At 42.0% G+C, this 20497-nt stretch carries 17 protein-coding genes and 1 pseudogene; 7 read left to right on the forward strand and 11 right to left on the reverse strand.

The genetic code is table 11. The annotated features are described in order from the left end of the window. The 11 genes and pseudogenes from WS42_RS09550 to WS42_RS09600 all read right to left on the reverse strand — a co-directional run. Positions 1 to 525 (reverse strand): annotated as a pseudogene (locus WS42_RS09550) (hypothetical protein); the annotation flags it as partial. A gap of 62 nt (positions 526 to 587) precedes the next feature. Continuing rightward, the gene (locus WS42_RS09555; protein WP_022161138.1) at positions 588 to 1190 is read right to left on the reverse strand and encodes an RNA polymerase sigma-70 factor; all 603 of its coding nucleotides are present in this window, start codon (positions 1188 to 1190) and stop codon (positions 588 to 590) included. A 333-nt stretch (positions 1191 to 1523) separates the two neighbouring features. Further along, positions 1524 to 4613, reverse strand: coding sequence for an AsmA family protein (locus WS42_RS09560; RefSeq protein WP_022161139.1), 3090 nt, complete (start codon positions 4611 to 4613; stop codon positions 1524 to 1526). 23 nt (positions 4614 to 4636) lie between these two features. Beyond that, positions 4637 to 5803 carry an exo-beta-N-acetylmuramidase NamZ family protein gene (locus WS42_RS09565; protein WP_022161140.1) on the reverse strand — a complete coding sequence of 389 codons (1167 nt, stop codon included), beginning with the start codon at positions 5801 to 5803 and terminating at the stop codon, positions 4637 to 4639. A 7-nt stretch (positions 5804 to 5810) separates the two neighbouring features. Next, a complete protein-coding gene (locus tag WS42_RS09570) occupies positions 5811 to 6833 on the reverse strand; it encodes a DUF4837 family protein (RefSeq protein ID WP_022161141.1) in 1023 nt (340 codons plus the stop codon). Between the two features lie 29 nt (positions 6834 to 6862). Then, complete coding sequence (locus WS42_RS09575; RefSeq protein ID WP_022161142.1) at positions 6863 to 7639, reverse strand: DUF3108 domain-containing protein; 777 nt, start codon at positions 7637 to 7639, stop codon at positions 6863 to 6865. Positions 7640 to 7645: 6 nt separating this feature from the next. Next, entirely contained in the window at positions 7646 to 9517 is a 1872-nt protein-coding gene (locus tag WS42_RS09580) for an Ig-like domain-containing protein (RefSeq protein ID WP_022161143.1), read from the reverse strand. A 98-nt stretch (positions 9518 to 9615) separates the two neighbouring features. Further along, the gene (locus WS42_RS09585) at positions 9616 to 10344 is read right to left on the reverse strand and encodes a ComF family protein (RefSeq protein WP_013613354.1); all 729 of its coding nucleotides are present in this window, start codon (positions 10342 to 10344) and stop codon (positions 9616 to 9618) included. A 34-nt stretch (positions 10345 to 10378) separates the two neighbouring features. Continuing rightward, positions 10379 to 11794, reverse strand: coding sequence for a glycoside hydrolase family 16 protein (locus WS42_RS09590; RefSeq protein WP_013613353.1), 1416 nt, complete (start codon positions 11792 to 11794; stop codon positions 10379 to 10381). Between the two features lie 77 nt (positions 11795 to 11871). Continuing rightward, positions 11872 to 12621, reverse strand: a complete 750-nt coding sequence (locus WS42_RS09595) for an energy transducer TonB (RefSeq protein ID WP_229053052.1) — start codon at positions 12619 to 12621, stop codon at positions 11872 to 11874. A 15-nt stretch (positions 12622 to 12636) separates the two neighbouring features. Then, positions 12637 to 13872, reverse strand: a complete 1236-nt coding sequence (locus WS42_RS09600) for an ABC transporter permease (protein ID WP_022161145.1) — start codon at positions 13870 to 13872, stop codon at positions 12637 to 12639. Positions 13873 to 14305: 433 nt separating this feature from the next. Here WS42_RS09600 and WS42_RS09605 point away from each other — a divergent pair, with 433 nt between their 5' ends. From WS42_RS09605 to WS42_RS09635, 7 genes are all read left to right on the forward strand, one after another. Beyond that, entirely contained in the window at positions 14306 to 15628 is a 1323-nt protein-coding gene (locus tag WS42_RS09605) for an aminotransferase class I/II-fold pyridoxal phosphate-dependent enzyme (RefSeq protein WP_046403087.1), read from the forward strand. Between the two features lie 193 nt (positions 15629 to 15821). After that, a complete protein-coding gene (locus tag WS42_RS09610; protein WP_013613349.1) occupies positions 15822 to 16049 on the forward strand; it encodes a 4Fe-4S dicluster domain-containing protein in 228 nt (75 codons plus the stop codon). Positions 16050 to 16067: 18 nt separating this feature from the next. Then, the gene (locus WS42_RS09615) at positions 16068 to 17150 is read left to right on the forward strand and encodes a 3-methyl-2-oxobutanoate dehydrogenase subunit VorB (protein WP_013613348.1); all 1083 of its coding nucleotides are present in this window, start codon (positions 16068 to 16070) and stop codon (positions 17148 to 17150) included. Between the two features lie 13 nt (positions 17151 to 17163). Beyond that, entirely contained in the window at positions 17164 to 17925 is a 762-nt protein-coding gene (locus WS42_RS09620) for a thiamine pyrophosphate-dependent enzyme (protein WP_013613347.1), read from the forward strand. 90 nt (positions 17926 to 18015) lie between these two features. After that, positions 18016 to 18567 carry a 2-oxoacid:ferredoxin oxidoreductase subunit gamma family protein gene (locus tag WS42_RS09625; protein WP_013613346.1) on the forward strand — a complete coding sequence of 184 codons (552 nt, stop codon included), beginning with the start codon at positions 18016 to 18018 and terminating at the stop codon, positions 18565 to 18567. Positions 18568 to 18753: 186 nt separating this feature from the next. Beyond that, the gene (locus WS42_RS09630; protein WP_022161147.1) at positions 18754 to 19347 is read left to right on the forward strand and encodes an RNA polymerase sigma-70 factor; all 594 of its coding nucleotides are present in this window, start codon (positions 18754 to 18756) and stop codon (positions 19345 to 19347) included. A 76-nt stretch (positions 19348 to 19423) separates the two neighbouring features. Further along, a complete protein-coding gene (locus WS42_RS09635; RefSeq protein ID WP_022161148.1) occupies positions 19424 to 20413 on the forward strand; it encodes a FecR domain-containing protein in 990 nt (329 codons plus the stop codon). The last annotated feature ends 84 nt before the right edge of the window (positions 20414 to 20497 follow it).

Below are 20497 nucleotides of genomic sequence, written 5' to 3' on the forward strand. Positions count from 1 at the left end.
CAAAAATTCCCCTCCATGCGGAACTTCCAATACATGCAATTCGGACTTTTGGGTCAAGCTATCCTGTAAAACATTGTAATTCAAAGTTTTATTCCGTCGTTCTATAATCATTCCCTCATGTCGGATTAATTGTCTCTCCTCCTTTTTACAAATCACAAAAGTTTCTTTGTCACCTGTATGCAATACAGCTTCTGTCTCCAAACCGGCAACGGGCCTCTCCTGTTCAGCCTGGCGATTTATATAATACTTACTTATATACAGAGAAGTCCCTAATAACAAAACAATTACAGCGGCTCTCCAATGCCATGCATATATATTCCTTTTTACATTCTTCCGCTTATGAAACAGTTCCGTATAATTCCGTTCCACATCAACAGGCAATTTCTTTTTCTTTTCCCACATTAACTGAAAAGCAGCATAGTATTGTCGGTTTTGCTCCGACAAATCAAGCCACTCTTTCACTAGACGAGCCTCCTCTTCGGTCAGATCATTCCTTAGTAATTTGACCAATAATTCTCTATCCATAGTGTTACATTATCCGTTCATCAATGAGAGGACAACCGTACACCTAAACACAGTGACAAAAATTATTTATTTTTGAAAAATTTCTTAGATCGATTTTCACTTATGAAATACAAGAAAAGTATAACAGAGAGCCCCATACGTCTCCGTAAATATTTATAAGCTCTTTTCACGTAAGTATTTACCGTATTGACAGAGATTCCACACTCATCCGCAACCTCTCTATATTTTTTCCCTTCAACGACACAAGCAATAAAAATCAAACGGGTTTGCTCAGGTAATTCATTTACAACTCTCCATACCTTATCTATCAACCTCTCGTCATATTCAACTTCCGGTAATTCTGCATACAAATAAGCTTCCATCAGCCAGGACTTATGTTTATCTTCTATCTGAAGATGTTTGATCTTATTCAAACAAATATTCTTAACTTGTACAAAAAGATAAGAATTAAAATTACGAATATTGGAAAAATCAGTTTTCTCCCAAAGTTTTAAAAAGCAATCCTGTACAACATTCTCTGCCGCCTCTCTTTCAAGCAAAAAATATTCGGCAAAATGCACCAATTGCCCAAAATATTTTTCAAAAAGGAAACGGAAAACCTCTTTATCTTTTTTTTGCAGACCTTCAATTACTTCCTCCGAGGAATATTCTTTTATAACTTTCACAACCTATCAATTTAAACAGCAAAACAACTTTAATCGTTCGTTTCTTTTGGCGGATTTCTGTCAAAAGAAAAATGGACAAACGATAATTGACAATTGACAATTTTCTGGAAGCTTCTCTTCCATTAGGAAATAAAAAAGGAAAGAAAAATGAGAAATAGAACAAAGAAGATTATCATTGATTATCAGACAAATAAAGAAGAGACCATAGGTCCGAAAATATTTTGACAACTGTCATTTGACAATTGTCAATTAACAAAATACCCGCAGGGTCCATTGACTTTATAAACTTTATGGACTTTATAAACTTTCGACTGATTTAATCGAACATTTTTTCTATCCTTTTCCTTCTTTTAATATCGTGCGCATTCGTTGCCGGAGGTTCAATTGTGTACTATCGACTTTAGCTTTTCGCGAAGGGATAAAAAGATCCTTGTATTTCGCTTTCGTAATACGGAACTTCATCTTATCGAGATTCCCTGAAATATCCACACCGGCCCGGAAAGGCAAAGGTGATTTCAGGATAGAGATATGATATTTAAAAGTCATATCGATATTGTGTTGTCCGCCGACAGCAGCCTTATAACGGTCGATTTCTACCAGAAAAGGGAATATCTCGATCGTCCCATCCTTCACCATTAAATCTACTGAAATACTATCGATCATATTCCGCTTTTTATTCTTAAACATCAGCATTTTCGAAATTTCAGCAAAAGTCTCCCCATCCATCAGCACCAGATCGCGGCCGTCCAGATAAGCCGCAGCCCTTAGAGTCGGCAAATCGATGTTCATGGCAGAATCCAGCCACGAATCTGCAGCAATGTGAAAATCCACCAGTCCCTCGAACGACCTCAGCATAGGGAAAAGCGTATCTAAAGAAGGGATCAGTCCAACCAGACTATCGATCCGAATGTCGTGCATCTGCAAAGCAAAACCGGCATAAGCCTTGGTGGTATCTGTCGCCCGATACAGAGCCGTGGTACTCATATTGGCAGCCGAAGAACGTAATTCCAGATCCGATAGCTGGATGCATTGATTGCGCATAACTACTTCTCCATGAATACTATCCATTTGCAATTTTCCAAACAATACTTTCTTTATATCGGTCTGGAAAGTAAAGTCGATACCAGGAGGAACCACAAACAAGCAATTACTTCCTTCCAAAGCAGTAGTATCACTGACAACAGGAACTTCATCCATATCGTCCAATTCTGTAGAAATCGTATCCCGGAAACCGGCTTTCACCTTCTCCATATAGGCCGTTCCTCTTTCCATCGCCCGCATCAGCTGATTGCAATCTATTCTATCGGAAGTAACCAGCAACTGAGCTTTCAGTTCTTCTTTCTTAAAGAACGACTTAGCCAGATTAGTCACATTTCCGGTAAGCCGCAAATCCGAACGCCCCAGATGCAGCACGGCCGAATCCAGCTGAATTTCATTCCGGTCGAATCTCAATCGGGTACCCGGCATCCGCATACGCACCGGAAAATAAGGCGTATAAGCCCTTAGACCGGTAAAATCGACGTATCCTGTCGGAAGCCAGATCTTCGTATTACGTTTACTCCGGACAGCCTCGACTTGTACCTCTGCCTTGGCAAAATTCAAACGGTTGCCCATAGCTCGCAAGCGCAAACTATCCACCTGCAGTTCTGCATTGATCTGAGGAACTTTTTTATTACGCTTCGAGGGCAACAGCGAAGCTTTAGCATTCGCCTGTTTCAACCCCACCAGCAAAGTATCACGGACGATAAACACCATCCGTCCCAAATGTAGGTTAGCCCCCATGGAAGCCACTACAGAAGTATCTTTCAATGGCGAAGTTCTCAGCGCCAGATAAGTCGTATCCATCAACAAACGTACCTTATTGCGGACATGGATATCCAATCCGGAATAACCGACCACACCGTTCAATAAATCCGTTCCCTGGACAGACTTCGTATTCTTGCGGTTAGCGGCAAAAACCAGTCCTGCCGACTTAACATTCATAACGATACTATCCTTGGGGATAAAAATATTCACATCCTTCATTTGACACCACCCGCCGATTCTCAATTTCCCATAATCAGCATTCCGGACATCTTCGACCAGGACATCCGTTTTTAAAGAAGTATTCAGCGTACCCCGGCAAGTAATTCCATCCGCCAAGGGAAAGATTTTTGTCAATTCTTCAAAATTCACCAAAGCCTTTACTTCAGCTTTCAGGGTAGGTGCTGTCAACAAGCGTTCGGCATCGCCTGCCATATCGATATCGATACCTCCACCTTTCATACAGAAATTCCGCAAATTCACATAAGACTCCTGTTCTTTCTGCAAATCGATCAAAGCAAAAAGATCTACGTTCAGGGTATCGATTTTCGAAGGCATACCGGGATAAGCGATAAAGCCATCTTTGATCCGAAATTCAGAAGTCAGCAAGGGAATATTCTGTTGACCGTAAATACCTTTAATCTCTCCCTGGCACAATACATCTCCCCGCACCTCCACATTTTCAGTCTTATGCAGAATAGTATCGGGCACCAAGTCCAATAGTGTCTTTAATGTCGGAATATGTATTCCATACTTTAAATTCACCAGTAAAGTATGATTTACGGTATCTCCTCTTAAAGTTCCTCCGGCTCCGAAACGGATACCGTTTACATCGACTACGGCTTTCTCCAAAGTGTATAATAAGGAATCCCGGTTGATTTTCATACCGGTTTCTATTCCGAAAGCCAAACGGTTGACCAGCAACTGTCCTTCTTGCCAAAACAATACGTTTTCAGTTGAAAAATCCAGTTTCAGCCGAGAACGGCGTTTACCCAGATAGCCATCTACTCCAAGGTTTATTCCGGTCAATCGGGTATACAAACGCGTATTCCGGTCATCGAAAACAAGCCTTCCATTCCGGATTCTAACATTCCGCAAACGTATTCCCGAATCGAAAGTAGTGGTATCCGCCATCGTTGTATCTACAGTAGTCGTATCTGCCGCTATCCGGAGTATATCCCAATTGGGAACACCGGCCGAATCTACATAAGCATATATCTCCGGCTGTTCCAATACGAAATCCTTCACCACAATACGGTTTTTAGTCAGGTAAGCGATCGGATTTATAGTCAACAGACAAGATTTTATATTCATCAAGGAATCCTGCATGGTCGGCTCGCTATTAGCCGTACTATCACGGAATGTCCCGGAAATAACAGAAGCATCGTCCAATTGAATTCCAAAATCCGGGAAAGTAGAGAAAAAAGTCAATTCAATATTTCCAAAATGTACCTCGGCATTCAGGTATTCTTTTGCAGTCTTCTCTACCAAAGGAGTTAATTTTGCCGGGGTAAAGATAAAATGAATAGCAATAGTGACACCGACCAAAATCAGTACCACTAAAGCTAACAGGCTCCAGAGAGTCCATTTCAACACCCGTTTTCCCAGTGACTTTTTCATCTTCAATCCACTAATTCAATAATTTATTTATAGATCAAATACTTCTCTCTGATTTTCTGAAACTCTTCCAATGGAGAACGCCAGGCAGCTCTTATCTGCTGCTCGCTCTTACCTGCCTCAATATCTTTTCTGAGTTGATCTGTCCCGGCCAATTTCTCGAAAAAAGAAGTGAAAAAAGGAGTTTTTCCGGTATAATTCCGATAAGCCAATAGTAACCAATCCACACGTAACCGTTGTCCCTCTCTCACCTCATCGTATTTATTCCTCAGGTCCATGCCATAGCATTTCAATCCCAGGCATTTGGGATTTTTACTCATACCGGGAATACTTTCGGGTACAAAAGTATAAGGCATACCTTTCAATTCGGGATGCCCGAATACCTGAAAGGGAGTATAGGTCCCACGCCCTTCACTGACTACCGTTCCTTCAAAAAAACAAACCGAAGGATACAACATGACCGACACTTTATCGGGCAAATTGGGAGAAGGTTTCCGGGGTAAATCTACCGTCATACTCCTCTTCCATCCCTGACAAGGAATCACCGTCAAATCACATTTCTTTTTATCTTTCAACCAACCTTCTCCATTAATCATCCGGGCATACTCACCGATAGTCATCCCATAAACGACAGGAACCGGATGCATTCCGACAAAAGACCGGTATTTCATTTCCAATACAGGCCCGTCTACATAAAAAGCATTCGGATTCGGACGGTCCATAACCACAAGCGGAACCTGATTCTCGGCACAAGCCTCCATCACATAGTGTAAAGTAGAGAGATAAGTATAAAAACGGACACCGACATCCTGCATATCGAAAACAACCACATCCAATCCCTGCAAATCCGCCGGACTCGGTTTTTTCTTCTTTCCGTATAAGGAAATGACCGGTAAACCGGTCTGCCGATCCCGGTAATCACCCACCGTTTCCCCAGCATCGGCATCTCCTCTGAACCCATGTTCCGGACAAAAGATACGTATCAATTGTACCCGATGATCACGCAGGAAATCGACACTATGCTTATATCCGTCCCCGGTTTCCAGCACAGCAGTCTGATTAGCCACAATCCCGACCTTTTTGCCTTCCAACAAACTCCGGTATCGGTCAAAATGCTGAATACCCGGAGAAACGGCTTCAGCCCCTCCGATTATTCCACACCACAAACACAGAAAAAAAATGCACTCTCTCATTATCCCTTTATTTCTTTTCTTCCTCGGGGAAATCGATTTTCATAGAATTTACAATACTTTCCACTTGTCTCAACATATTCCGTTTTTTACCATCGGGAGCGTATACATAGCCCATCATATAGATGATACGGCTATTCTTTTCATCCAATACGACATTCAAAACAAACGGCCCCCCCATAAAATCATTTTCGGCAGTCCACAAACCTCTGATAAGCAAAGCATAATGAATTCCGTCATATTTATAAAAAGCAGCAGTCATCGGAGTCTTCAGATCCAAAGCCATCCAGGTACTATCCCGGGGTCCCGGAATATATTTCTTCAACTCTTCATTCATCCGGTCCAGGATAATCTGGTAATCCATCTGACTTTCATGTTCATATTTTTCCTCAAAAAAAATGATCCCCTTGCTATCGACCCGGGTCTCGGAAGAAATCCATACAAAATTCGAAGTATCTTTATTTATATAATATCCTCCGGGACAATACAACAGGAGGTCGTACTTATTCTTAAACATATTGAATATCTTCGTATCCGGTGTTTTCTTGTATACCTCGATCAAACGGTCACGTTCTGCCTTGAGATACACGTTCATCATTTTATTTTTATTGGCATTGAAGATTTTATAAAATGCCTCTACATCCGGTGCACTGATTTGAAAAATCTTCTGAGAACGAGCCCAGGGACTCTCGTGAAACACGATTGAAGCCGTATCGACTTTATCCTTAATCGAAACAGTCAGTATATTCCGATGAAAACGGACATTTTTTTCGAAATTAGAAGGCGGAAGATTAATCAAATCAAAGACCGGTTCGCCCTGAGGTAAGCCCAATTGAGGCTGTCCGAAAAATTCCTTGATAGTATCCCCGACATGACCTTCCCACAAAGTTTTCGGCATAACGACGAGCAGTTCATTCGTAGAACCGCTGACAGGAGGTAAAGCTGACCGCCGGGCACCGCCACCTTCTTTACAAGAGAACAAAAAATAACTCAGGGTCAACACCAGCAGACTGACTAATATTCGTATCTTCATTTTATTATGATTTAAAATATACATTAAACTTATTCTGTAAAATCCCCGTATTTACTAGCCGAACGATCTAAAATCGCCTTTACCGATCCGACCAGAATTTTCGCTTCGACCATCAAAGGAAGCCGATATTCGTCTTTACTCAACCAAATCTTCATATTTTCGCCTCCTTTGAATACCTCACCTTCAACCAACAAGGGAGAAAAAACGTAACATTCCTGTTTCCGGCCGGCAATCTTGCTTTTCACCACACCCAGATAACGGATATACAAATCATAAATTTTACTATCGATCAAAATCCGGATCGGAATCAAGTCGTTTTTTTGGTATTTATCAAAATCCAACTCCCGGGCCATCCAGGCAACCGAAAGCATATCATAGGTTTGACCGAGTAGTTTCACTGTATCTGTCCGTCTGAATTTTCCAATCCGATGGATATCTCCCAATACGACAGAATCGTCATAATGAAATGTATAATCGAAAGTCTTATGATAATTCCCTTCATGAGCTTTTCTCGAAAATTCATAGGGCATAAAAGTATTCTTGTCAAAATGCGATATCAGGGTGTCCCTGATCGTGAATATCCAATCCCAGGAAGGTAAAGAATAACCCACAGCTTTTAAACGTTCGGCATTCGGATATTTTTCGGAAGTCGTCAACGAAAAATCCACCCGCCCAGCCTTGACCCAAATAAATCCCCAGTTATAATATCCGGTATATACCAACTCTTCTATAGGCGGGTATTTCGATTGGGCACAAAGCGACAGGCTTCCCCCCAATAACAACATCAATATCCAAATTTTTTTCATATCCTTCTATTTATCACTCTCATCCTTATACGGCTTCAACAAATTAAATTCCTGCTCAATATCAAAATTTTGTTTGACACTGATTTCGACAGGTAAATAAACGATTTCTTCAGGCTGTTGGTTCTTCAAATACAAACCGGTATCCCAAATTCCATTGCCATTGGTATCCAAGATCGCCCTAAACTTGTATTTTCCCTCGGGAATCAACGGGAAAGTGACCTGTCCATCCTGGTTGATAATTTGCTCCTGTACCACTGCATAAGAACGTTTTCCATTCTCAGATTTCCCATTATCCGACTTATAGAGTTGTAGAATAACCTGTCCCTGCACGCCACTCACATTGAGCATAATCTTCCCGTAAAATTCTTCCTGACGCACTTTGAATTTTTTCTCCAGTTTGTTATTATGCCGTCCATAAATATCGTTGACAGAAGCAGAATCCAAAGTCAACATATATTCCTGCCCGGCTTTCCAGGAAGCATCGATATAAATACGCCGGATCTTCAGACTATCTTCTTCCAGGGTAAATTTCAGCGGCTGATAAAGTGTATCCACTTTCTCCGATATATGCAGATTCTCCAAGCCCGCCTTGTCGACCGGCCGGTTAAATTCCAACCACAAACGGGCACCCAAATCAAAATCGTTACCGGCATTCGATTTTATTTCCACAAACTCAATCGCCGGAGTTTCAGGTTCGTCTTTCCTGCCCTTCTTATTGTCGGGCTTCTTTTTGTCTTTAAATGTATAGCGGCTGGTATCGGCAAAGGTCGTCAACCGACCGGTACTATCTGTCCGCAAGTAAGAAAGGATAACATTCAAGGTATCTTTTTTATACACGGTAGAATCTTTAATCCACAAAGCCAATGTATCGTTTCCGGCCGAATGTTCCAACACATACCAATCCTCCGGTAGCGGTTCCGTCGACAAGGTATCGAACAAACGGGCCTTAAACTCATTCTTTTCCGGAATACTAAAGATAAAATCGAGGCGTTCCCGTTCCTTCCGGTCGTCATCGGTCATATACAACTGGGTCAGCTTTTCCTGAAACAAACGCAGATAAAGATTGTTAGGCCCAAATCCCAGATATTCCTGTGTGACGATACTATCCTTCATCGTTGTGTCCTGCCCGACGATTTTATCGACAACCCGGAACGTATCTACCCGGGTCATAGTCATCACCACGGGACGCACCAAGGTATCCAGGTAAGCAAACATTTCTGCTTCGGGCGTATATTTATAATCCCGGTTATCGTCCTGAATCGCCACGACACGATAAATCGTATCTTTCAAGTTCGTCAAACGGAAAAAACCGGAACTATCCGTACGGGCGACATAGTCAGGCACCTCCAGCAAAGGCATCGAATCCGCCAGATTAGAATACAATTCGACATATACATTTAAAACCGGTTCGCCGGATTCCGCATTCACAACCTGTCCGCTCAATTCCAACGAATCGATTTCATTCCCGGTAGAAAATACATAGCGATAAAATCCCAAAGGATTTCCCTCGTTATTATCGGATATAGCATCTGCAAAATCCAAGGTATAAGTGGTATTCGGTTTCAAGGAATCCACAAATTCGACTTGTACATATTTCCCCTTTAAACGAGGCTTCGGTTTTTTCTTTTGAGGCGGAGAAATAATGAACTTCTCGTTAATATCTTTTAGCTGGACAAACTCATCGAAATAAATGTTCACCCGCTTTTTATCGAAATTTTTAGTAAAAGAGGCCGGTTCTTCGAGGATCACTTGGGGTGGGGTCGTATCTTTGGGTCCACCTTCGGGATATCCCCGGCTGGCACAAGCATAAATCACTACTGCCATAACTAACATAGCCAGCCACTCCCAGCTGAAAGCTCTATCGTCGTTCTTCTTCATCCCTATTATCTATTTACTCAGTCAGATCTCAATTTACAAAGATAAACTATATCGGACAAAAGGGGAATAGTTAAAGGGAAAAAAGTGAAAAGAAAAAATCAGACCGTTTGAGCCAGACACCCTAAAGAGAAACGCACATTTCCTGCCTGAGCCAAAACCTGCAAACAAGCACCGATCGTAGCTCCTGTCGTTATCACGTCATCGACCAACAATACCTTTTTTCCTGTAATTTTAGCGGGATTGCGCAACTCAAAAATATGCTCGACATTTTTAAGCCTTTCGCTTGCATTCTTCCCGGTTTGCGATGCATTGTTCCGAACCCTGAAAAGCACATCGTCATAAATGTCTACTCCTATCGTTTCGGCCATACCACAAGCAATTTCCCGGGCTTGATTAAATCCCCTTTCTTTTTCCCTTTTGGGATGTAAAGGCACCGGAATGATACAATCTGCCTCACATTCATTTTTAATCTTCTCTCCCAGCAAACGGCCGAGATAGATACCCAGAGACCGATGAGAACGATATTTAATCCGGTAAATCAAATTTTTATAGGGGCTGAATTTATTATAATAAAACAAAGAGAATAATTTTTCAGGCCGGTAAGCGGCATCGAAATTCAACAACACATCTTCCTGAATAGCATAGGCCTGATCGGAAAACGGGAAATCAGCCAGACAGGCGGTACACAAATACACTTCACCTTTCATCAGGCTTTCCCCGCAAACGGTACATATCCGGGGGTAAAACAATTCACAAACAGCCCTTCCCGAAGACAACAATCTGTCTTTTAGCCATCTTCCGATTCGCAATCCAAGCTGTCGTGTCATAAATTCAGGTTTTAGCCATCCGACCCCATCATATTCAACTTTTCAGACGATATCCTCTGAACCAATCTATTTCCATACGTGCGGGTAACTGTTTTTCCAGAGGTTCTTTATTGGTTCCCAAAGAGAAAACGACATACATCGGAACGTCCGGGATATGTTCGGTTTCCTCTTTCACCACCAGATCGTTTACCATCCACACCATTTTATTTTCCGTCCACTCCAAAGTGAAAATATAATAGGCATTATCGAGCTCCAGCTCTTTGATTAATTGGATATCTTTATTGACCGCTGTACGATAAGAATACACTCTTCCCATATGTACTCCATCGGCCTCACACTTCATGATTTCCACATGAGGCACCTCTGTATCCCCCAGCATCCAAAAACAAGAAGTCAGGGCACAACGATTCAGCTTAATCTTAGCCTCAAAACGACCGTAGCGCTGCCTCAAAGCAGTGGCAGAACTAATCATAGCAGAGGAATAATCGTATTTTTTCTCCCGTATTCCTACCTGCCGGTCCCAATATTTTCCGATGATCGATTCTTTTCTAAAATTCAGACAAACCGCACTCTCACCGAAGGTGATATTATCCGGTGAGTACAACTGCATATCCTCTCCCACCCCATAGGTATCGTTCAAAAACCGCTCTCCGGCATAATAACGGGTAATCCATTTGGTTTCATCCAGGCGTCCCTGATTGAAATCGTCTTCAAACACCAATTGCCATCTCCTCATACTATTAAAATAAGGGTCCTGAGCCAATAAGATATATTTAGCTATTTCGGGGCGCTTTTTCAAAGCATCGAATTCGCAAAGTAATTGATAATCTTCGGTCGTCTGATACCGGTTTTTATTCAAGAGATAAGCTCTGTTTCGCTTGAATTCTTCCGAACGGATATAAGTTTCCAAATGCGTAAACTTTTGTGGCAAATCCGTATCTTTAACCTCACGGTATTCTTTAAAACGACGTAATTTCTCTAATTTGATCAAAGCAGCGATCTTCGGCTGACGAATAATTTCCTGATAAGCTTTATATTCGACGGCATGTAATTTCTTATCGAAACCGGCCGACATAACCATCACTTTCAGCTTCTGATACTCTTGATATTCAGGCAAAGCTTTTACCCGTTCATACCCCTTCAATTCTTCAGAATCGGCAATCAACAGATAAGATTGTAACTTACGCACCTTGAGCAAAGCTTTATATTGCCGTTCTGCTTTATAATATTCGCTGTCCTTATAAGAGAGCTGTTCGATTTCTTTCCGTCTTTCCTTAAACTGAGCACTATTTACATACTCTTCAAGCTCGCGATAACGTTTTAGCTCTTCCCCTTTTTCCACCCTCAGAAACAATTCTTCATCTTCACGGAATACGGCTCTGAAAGTTTCCGCTTCATAGGTCGTACGAAGTAGTTTATGCTTAGAAAATAAAAAAGAAAATAATCCCATACACTACAATAATTAACAGATCAGACACTATCACACATCAGATAGCAAAGTTAATGTAAAAAAACAAAAAACCTATTTTACTGCTTTACAAAATTATAAGTGATCGTACCTTTCTGCAGCGCAGGGGCGTCCGGTTTTTCATTAAAACGCGAACGTTTAGCAGCATCGACAGCCACCCGCCACAAACAGTCGTCCGACTGAGACTGATCTTCCAAAATTTTAGCTTTCTGGACCACACCTTTCGGATTAACCAGTATCTCGACTACAACTTTACCTCCATATTCACATTTAAATACCGGAATCGGCAGAAAACGGGCATACCGGTCTTTCAGATTATAACTGACACTACTTTCACCGGCATAAAAAGTAGATTTCAAAGAATCCAGTTCCTGTTCCCGTTTATCGCGATCATTTTGCAAACTGTCTTTTTGGTAATTTTTATCGCGTTGGGCTTTATAACGTCCGCTATTTCCTTCTTCTTCCAACTCCTTCAAAATCTCGTCCACATATTGCTGTACACTGGCTTCCGCTCTCTTTTCCGGCTGTACGGCATTCTCATTGACAGCAATGGAACGCAACATGCGTTCGACCTCTTCCTGAGAAGTCTTTTGACGAATTTCCTCTTTTCGTTGCTGCTCTTCCTCTTTTTTCTGCCTCTCCTCCGGAGTCGGGGTATCCATAACGATTTCCATCTCCGTATGAACCTGAATCCGGGAAATTTCCATACTCAATAAAAAAATAGCCAGGACCAAGTGAAAAATCACGGTACCCATAATCCCGCGCCGATGCGGAATAATCCATTTTTCTATATATGCTTTAAAATTCATCTTCATTACTTCACGTTACTCGAAACGAATCGCTTTAATCGGTTTTATCCTGGAAATCAACATCGTCGGCACGACCAACATCAACACCGAAACCACCAACACTCCGACATTCAATAAAATAATATAGACCCAATCGAAATAAATCGGCACCGTATCCATATAATAAGTAGCCGAATCTAATCTGACAATCCGAAACAGAGCCTGCAAACCACCTAAGGTAAGAGCCAAAATATTACCTACCACCATCCCTTTGCCAATCAATCCGGCAGCTATATATAAAAACAATCTCCTCAGACGTATATTCCGATATCCCAAAGCTTTCAAAATCCCGATAAAGGAGGTCTTATCCAAAATCAGGATCAACAAACCCGACACCATATTAAAACCGGCAACCACAACAATCAGCGTCAGGATGATCCAAACATTCATATTCAACAGATTCAACCAATCGAAGACCTGAGGAGCCGTTTCCCGCAAAGTAGTGATTTTATAAAAATCGTCATCCTGATTCATGGGCAAGGTGTCGTCCAACTCCGTCTCCACCTCTAATATGCGTTTCATATCGTTCAGTTCCACAGCAATACCGGAAACCTCCCGGGGCGCCCAATTGTTCAATTTCTGTAAATGCCTGATGTCACACACCGCCAGCATATCGTCATACTCCTTAAAACCGGTATCGTAAATTCCCTTCACCGTAAACACCCGTGCTCTCGGCGGATCTTGTACAAAATGTGCCGTAATTTTATCACCGGGACTGACATTCAATATAGCCGCCACAGCAGCTGAGATCAACACCTCACGAGAAGGTTCGGCCTGAAAAAAATCAGGGTATTCGCCCTCCCGAAGATGCTTCCGGTAGAAAGAAGCATCGTAAGAGGAATCCATACCTTTCAAAATTACACCGTGAATTTCTTCCTTACTCTTCAAGATCGCCGGTTTTGTCACATAAGCATACATCTGCTTTAAATCGGACACTCTCCGGACCACTTCCAACAAAGAATCGTTCAGCTCGATCTCACTTCCCGAATAAGCATCTTCATGATCATAAGCCGTAATGCTCAAATGAGCCATAAATCCCGACAATTTAGTGGTTATCTCATTTTTAAAACCGGTAATAATCAGGATCGAAAGCAGCATCACACAAACTCCTAGCGCAATACCGGCTAACGCAATTTTTACAATCGGCACAGATACCGCTCCGTTTTGTTTTCCCTTCAATAATCTTCTTGCTATGAATAATTCAAGATTCACTCCGTCACCAATTAGTTAACCCGACAAATTTAAGGGAAAAAATTGTTTATTCATTTATTTAAGGATCGGTTTATTTGCCAAACAACGGATTCCCCCAAAATAAAACGACAGCAATCAAAATTGATTAAGCTCAACTTTAAAAACACGTCGAAACTACTTTAAAAGGTAGCATTATTGTTGTACTTATTCGTCTTCGGTGATCGCGTTCGGAGCCCCGGTCGCTTCCGCCGGTCAATGAAGGAAAGCCTTAACGAACCGGTCTGACGGTATAAAAACCGGAATCGGAATAGAAAGGGGAAAAATCAAACCTAGATTTAATCTGCAAACGATACAAATTTGATTAATTATAAGTTAAAATCACCATATCATTGTATTTTTTCAATTAATTTTTGTATTATTGTTTCAAAATGAAAGCAACAAACTAAATCATATCATGCAAAATAATCTGATTGATAAACAGCTGGTTGACACCACGATGGCTCAATGCGGAGTAAGTAATTTAGACGATGCTTCTATCCGCGACACGGTAAAAATAGCTAATCTACTGGAAAAAGCCACCGGCGAAAAATTCATCCGAATGGAAATGGGTGTTCCGGGTCTGGCTCCTTCCCGTATCGGAACAGAAGCCGAAATCGAAGCATTAAAACACGGAGTAGCCCAATTTTATCCGATGCTGGAAGGTTATCCGGTACTTTCTGAAGAAGCTTCCCGTTTTGTAAAAAATTTCATGGATGTCGATATCCGGCCAGAAGGAATCATCCCGACAGTAGGTGCCATGCAAGCATCTTATGTCGCTTTCATGGCATTGACCGAATGCCATAAGGGGAAAGACACGATTTTATTTATAGATCCGGGATTTCCGGTACAGAAAACCCAACTCGAAGTCATCGGCAAGCCTTATCAAACCTTCGATATCTATGAATACCGGGAAGAAAAACTGGAAGCTAAACTACGGGAATACCTGGACCGGGGGAATATCGCCGGCATCGTTTATAGTAATCCGAACAACCCATCCTGGGTATGCCTGACGGATTTCGAATTACAAGTCATCGGCAAACTGGCAACCGAATACGATACCATTATTCTCGAGGACCTGGCTTATTTTGCCATGGATTTCCGCAAGGATCTGTCTCATCCGGGTAAGGCTCCTTTCCAACCGACTGTAGCGAAATATACGGATAATTATATTTTTATGATATCCAGTTCGAAATTATTCAGCTATGCCGGCCAGCGCCTGGGGCTGCTCTGTATTTCCGATGCTTTATTCCATAAGAAATACGAACATTTGAAAGAACGCTATAAAGCCGACAAGCTGGGATATACCATTACCTATAAATTGATATATACCCAAACATCAGGTACCGCTCATTCCCCTCAATATGCCGTAGCAGCCGTATTGAAAGCCGCCAACGAGGGAACGATCAATATATTGACAGATGTCAGGGAATACGGCAAACGGGCTGAAATCATGAAGACCCTTTACAAAAATGCCGGTTTCAAAGTCGTGTACGATAGAGACGGACATGAAGACGTAGCGGACGGTTTCTATTTTACCATCTATTATCCGGGAATGACAGGAGCAGAATTAGCTAAAGAACTTCTTTATTATGGGATTTCTTCCATCACATTAAAAGGATGCGGAAGTACCCGGGAAGGATTAAGAGCTTGTGTATCCCAAGTCGGACTGGACCAAATGGACACATTGAAAGACCGGATCGAACGGTTTGCCAAAGATCACACCCCAACCGAATTATAGGGAGTGACAATTGTGCAAAAAACGCTAAATATTTTCTCACTCTTCGGGGAGATGTGCAGTTTTCAGCTTAAAATGAAAATAATTTGATCTTTTTTTGCGGATTTGATTTTAAAATGTAATTTTATACCCGAATTAAATAACAAAGCGTAATAATATTACATCAATATTCGACAAATTATAATTTATTAAGATTATGGCAAAATTCAGAGGAGCAATTGTTGTAGACACCGAACATTGCAAAGGATGTAGTCTGTGTGTCGTAGCATGTCCGACTAAAGTGATCGAGCTGAATCCGGATGTAAACGGAAAGGGTTATCACTATGCTTATATGAAAAATCCCGAAGCTTGTATCGGCTGTGCGAGCTGTGGTCTGGTATGTCCCGACTCTGTAATCACTGTCTATAAAAAAAATGTAGAATAATATAAAACTACCGAAAAAATGGCAGAAGTAAAATTAATGAAGGGTAATGAAGTAATCGCAGAAGCCGCCATTCGTTGCGGATGCGATGGTTATTTTGGTTACCCGATTACCCCGCAATCTGAAGTCATGGAAACCCTCATGCTGCGTAAACCATGGGAAGAGACAGGCATGGTGGTATTGCAGGCAGAAAGCGAACTGGCCGCGATCAATATGGTATATGGCGGTGCATCTTGTGGTAAAAAAGTAATGACCTCTTCCTCTAGTCCGGGTATCAGCTTAAAACAAGAAGGTATCACTTATATCGCCGGAGCGGAATTACCTTGCTTGGTAGTCGACGTTATGCGTGGAGGCCCTGGCTTAGGTACGATTCAACCTTCACAAAGTGACTACTTTCAGGCGACCAAAGGTGGTGGACACGGTGATTATCACCTGATCGTTCTTGCCCCCGCATCGGTTCAGGAAATGAGTGATTTTGTCGTATTGGGTTTCGAGCTGGCTTTTAAATATCGTAATCCGGCTATGGTATTGGCCGATGGCGTGATCGGTCAGATGATGGAAAAAGTAGTCCTTCCGGACTATACGCCGAGATGGACAGATGAAGAAATCGAAAAAATATCGGGCGATTGGGCACTGACCGGTAAAAAGAAAAACCGGAATCATCATATCATCACTTCTTTGGAACTGGAAGCACACCGTCAGGAAGTATTCAACGAAAAACTTCAACGGAAATACCGCGAAATCGAAGCCAACGAAGTCCGCTACGAAGCACTCAATTGTGAGGATGCCGACTACATTTTCGTAGCTTACGGTTCTTGTGCACGTATTTGCCAAAAATCCATCCAATTAGCCCGCCAGGAAGGTATCAAAGTAGGACTGTTACGTCCGATCACCCTCTATCCTTTCCCGACACAAGCCATTTCGGATCTATGCGCTAAAACCAAAGGTTTCCTTTCAATAGAAATGAGTGCCGGACAAATGGTTGAAGACGTACGGTTGGCTGTCAACGGAAGAGTGAAAGTAGATTTCTACGGCCGTATGGGTGGTGTTGTACCTACTCCGGAAGAGATCGTGGAAGCACTGAAAAATAAATTTAAGATTTAAGAGGAACGATAAGATGGAACTAACAGACATTATAAAAGAGGAAAACCTCGTACTCCAAAAGAGCAAACTCCTCACTGACAACGTTATGCACTACTGTCCGGGTTGTACTCACGGCGTAGTTCATAAATTGATCGCGGAGGTGATCGAAGAGCTGAACATCCAGGATCAGACCATCGGTGTTTCTCCGGTAGGATGTAGCGTATTCGCTTACAATTATATCGATATCGACTGGGCTGAAGCCGCTCACGGCCGTGCACCTGCCGTAGCTACCGCCATCAGCCGCCTGCACCCCGAAAAATATGTATTTACTTATCAGGGAGACGGTGACCTGGCATCTATCGGATGTGCAGAAATCATGCATGCTTGTAACCGGGGAGAAAATATCGTAGTGGTTTTTATTAACAACGCTATTTACGGTATGACCGGAGGCCAAATGGCTCCTACCACCTTGTTGGGACAGGTGACCTCGACCACACCATACGGACGTGATGCCAAACTGAATGGTTTCCCGATGAAGATCACCGAATTATTGGCACAACTCGACGGAACCTGTTATGTTACCCGTCAAAGTGCAGAAACACCTGCTGCTGTACGGAAAACAAAAAATGCGCTGAAAAAGGCATTCCAAAATACCCGTTTACAAAAAGGCCTCTCCTTCGTAGAAGTTGTAGGTACTTGTAACTCCGGTTGGAAGATGACTCCCGTCGACGCCAATAAGTGGATGAAAGAACATATGTTTGAAAAATATCCGCTCGGGGACATCAAAGACATCTAAAAAAAAGGCTAGAATGCTAAAGGCGAAAGGCTGGAAGCTAAAAGCTAAAAGGCTAGAGACTAAAGACCAAAAATGTAAATTATTGTTTTTATGACAGAAGAAATTATTATAGCCGGATTCGGAGGACAGGGGGTACTTTCTATGGGAAAGATCCTGGCTTATTCCGGCATCATGCAAGATCAGGAAGTATCCTGGATGCCTTCCTACGGTCCTGAAATGCGCGGAGGTACAGCCAATGTTACGGTGATCATCAGTGACGAACGGATCAGTTCACCGGTATTGAATGCCTTCGACTCGGCCATTGTACTCAACCAGCAGTCTATGGATAAATTCGAGCCCCTGGTAAAAGCAGGAGGAACCCTGATATACGATCCGAACGGTATTACCCACCATCCTACCCGGAAAGACATCAACATCTATCAGATCGAAGGTGCCCGCCTGGCTGCTGAGGGAGGTAATCCGAAAATCTTCAACATGATCATATTGGGAGGATTCCTGAAAGTAAAACCGATCATTAACCTGGATAATTTGGAGAAAGGGTTGAAGAAATCTCTTCCGGCCCGTCACCACAATTTAATACCGATGAATATCGAAGCCGTACAAACCGGTATGGCCGAACTTAAAACAATTCATCAATTATAAACCTTTTTCTCACCTTACCATGAGGGAACTGCCCGGAAAACCGGGCAGTTTTTTTTATTTGACTACCCGAATCTTATTATTTTTTCACAACCTTTTTGAATACGATGTAAAATCCTCTTTCTCTTTTATTTATCTTTGTCGATTCATGATAATGTGGTGTTATCATAAAAACGGGAGAAAAACAACATGAAACCTTTAAGGAATAGTATCCATAAATTCCTGAAGTCAGCGGAAGTGACCTTCTTCGAAGGATTATACCGGGATTATTTCACGCGTACCCTGTTTTTTGCACAGCAATATCTTCCCGATCCGGAAGAAGCCCGCGAAATTGCTCAGGAAACGTTCGTTACATTATGGGAAAAAAGAACTGAAATCCGTCCGGACCTCAGCGTACAAGCTTTTATTCTAACCATTGCCAAACACAAATGCCTGAATGTATTAAGAAAAAAGATCGCAGAACAAAAATATAGCGATAGCCTGACAGCCCGGGAAACCATGGCTAATTATTCGGCTCTTTCCGACGAAACTTTCGATACCGTTCAAATGCAGGAACTGGAACAACTGATCGGACAGGCCCTCTCTGAGTTGCCCGAAAAAACGAGAATAATTTATAAAATGAGCCGGGACCAGGAAATGACCTATGAAGAAATCGCACAGGAAATCGATTTATCGGTCAAATCCGTCGAATACCACATGACTAAAGCACTCGCTCACATGCGGCATAAACTGAAAGACTACCTGATACTTTTGTGTTTCGGATTAATCCCTTTACTCACTTAAATTAAAAAAATCCAAAATTTTATTTAGGGTAGTTGTAGATTTAAGTGTATATTTACCAAAAAGATTCCCAATACTTATGAATGAAGAGTTATTACTCAAATATATAACGGGACAAGCGACAGAGGGGGAGAAAATAAGGATCCTGAATTGGCTGGAAGAGCATCCTGACAATCGACTGAAATTCAATCGATTAAAAAACACATGGGTCATAAGTAAGTTACCCGAGACCAAAGCTCCGGAAGCGAGCGTACTACAATACTCCCGCAAAATCCGCCACCGTAAACAAAACCGGCGAATCCTGGGTTATGGCATTGCCGCTTCATTGATCCTGCTTCTTTCCTTTCAAATATTCCATCAATTCAATGACTATCGGCAAGAAATCCATTTTCTGGAAAATCAGCAATTAGCCCAATTGGAATACCATACCAATAAAGGAGTAAAAGGACGGGTCACGCTCCCTGACGGAAGTATCGTTTGGTTAAATTCTGACAGTGAATTGAAATGCCCGGCACAATTTTCCGGAGACAGCCGGGAAATCAATTTCTCGGGTGAGGGTTATTTCGATGTAGTAAAAAATCCCGAAAAACCGATGATCGTTAAATTGGAAAACGGAATTCAGGTTATCGTCAAAGGGACTAAATTTAATCTGACCTCCTATAAAAACGACGATAATGTCTCTGCCCTATTACTATCCGGTAATATCACCGTCTTGCGGACCAAGCATTCGAAACAGGAAGAAATCAAAGTCAAACCCAACGAAAGAATTTGGATAGAGAAAAAAGAGAGGCAAAAAGTCAATCTGACTGTCCCGGCCGAGACTTTACCCATCCTAGGTTGGAAAGACGGTTGGTTGATTTTCGACGAGACACCGATAGCGGAAGTCCTGAAAAAGCTGGAACGTTGGCATGGCATGACCTTCGAAGTGAAAGACCCGGAAATTCTGGATCAAAAATTTACCGCCCGTTTTCACGAGGAATCCATTTCCCAGATACTGGAAATCATGCATAACGTCGCCTTGCTCCGGTTTGAAATAAAGGATAAAACAGCCGTTCTGTATAAGTATTAAGATTACAGGACTCAATTTTTTGAAAAAAAATGCGAATATCGATTTAGGGTATTCGCATTTTTATGTGTATTCTATATACATTAA

The sequence above is a fragment of the Odoribacter sp. N54.MGS-14 genome, assembly GCF_000980295.1.
GTDB lineage: Bacteria > Bacteroidota > Bacteroidia > Bacteroidales > Marinifilaceae > Odoribacter > Odoribacter splanchnicus.

Bases quoted from the DNA above. Each gene is read 5' to 3' on its own strand.
- WS42_RS09565 (WP_022161140.1), bottom strand. From the start codon at position 5,803: ATGAGAGAGTGCATTTTTTTTCTGTGTTTGTGGTGTGGAATAATCGGA.
- WS42_RS09575 (WP_022161142.1), bottom strand. From the start codon at position 7,639: ATGAAAAAAATTTGGATATTGATGTTGTTATTGGGGGGAAGCCTGTCG.
- WS42_RS09570 (WP_022161141.1), bottom strand. From the start codon at position 6,833: ATGAAGATACGAATATTAGTCAGTCTGCTGGTGTTGACCCTGAGTTAT.
- WS42_RS09635 (WP_022161148.1), top strand. From the start codon at position 19,424: ATGAATGAAGAGTTATTACTCAAATATATAACGGGACAAGCGACAGAG.
- WS42_RS09610 (WP_013613349.1), top strand. From the start codon at position 15,822: ATGGCAAAATTCAGAGGAGCAATTGTTGTAGACACCGAACATTGCAAA.
- WS42_RS09620 (WP_013613347.1), top strand. From the start codon at position 17,164: ATGGAACTAACAGACATTATAAAAGAGGAAAACCTCGTACTCCAAAAG.
- WS42_RS09590 (WP_013613353.1), bottom strand. From the start codon at position 11,794: ATGGGATTATTTTCTTTTTTATTTTCTAAGCATAAACTACTTCGTACG.
- WS42_RS09580 (WP_022161143.1), bottom strand. From the start codon at position 9,517: ATGAAGAAGAACGACGATAGAGCTTTCAGCTGGGAGTGGCTGGCTATG.
- WS42_RS09605 (WP_046403087.1), top strand. From the start codon at position 14,306: ATGCAAAATAATCTGATTGATAAACAGCTGGTTGACACCACGATGGCT.
- WS42_RS09630 (WP_022161147.1), top strand. From the start codon at position 18,754: ATGAAACCTTTAAGGAATAGTATCCATAAATTCCTGAAGTCAGCGGAA.
- WS42_RS09615 (WP_013613348.1), top strand. From the start codon at position 16,068: ATGGCAGAAGTAAAATTAATGAAGGGTAATGAAGTAATCGCAGAAGCC.
- WS42_RS09595 (WP_229053052.1), bottom strand. From the start codon at position 12,621: ATGAATTTTAAAGCATATATAGAAAAATGGATTATTCCGCATCGGCGC.
- WS42_RS09625 (WP_013613346.1), top strand. From the start codon at position 18,016: ATGACAGAAGAAATTATTATAGCCGGATTCGGAGGACAGGGGGTACTT.
- WS42_RS09585 (WP_013613354.1), bottom strand. From the start codon at position 10,344: ATGACACGACAGCTTGGATTGCGAATCGGAAGATGGCTAAAAGACAGA.
- WS42_RS09560 (WP_022161139.1), bottom strand. From the start codon at position 4,613: ATGAAAAAGTCACTGGGAAAACGGGTGTTGAAATGGACTCTCTGGAGC.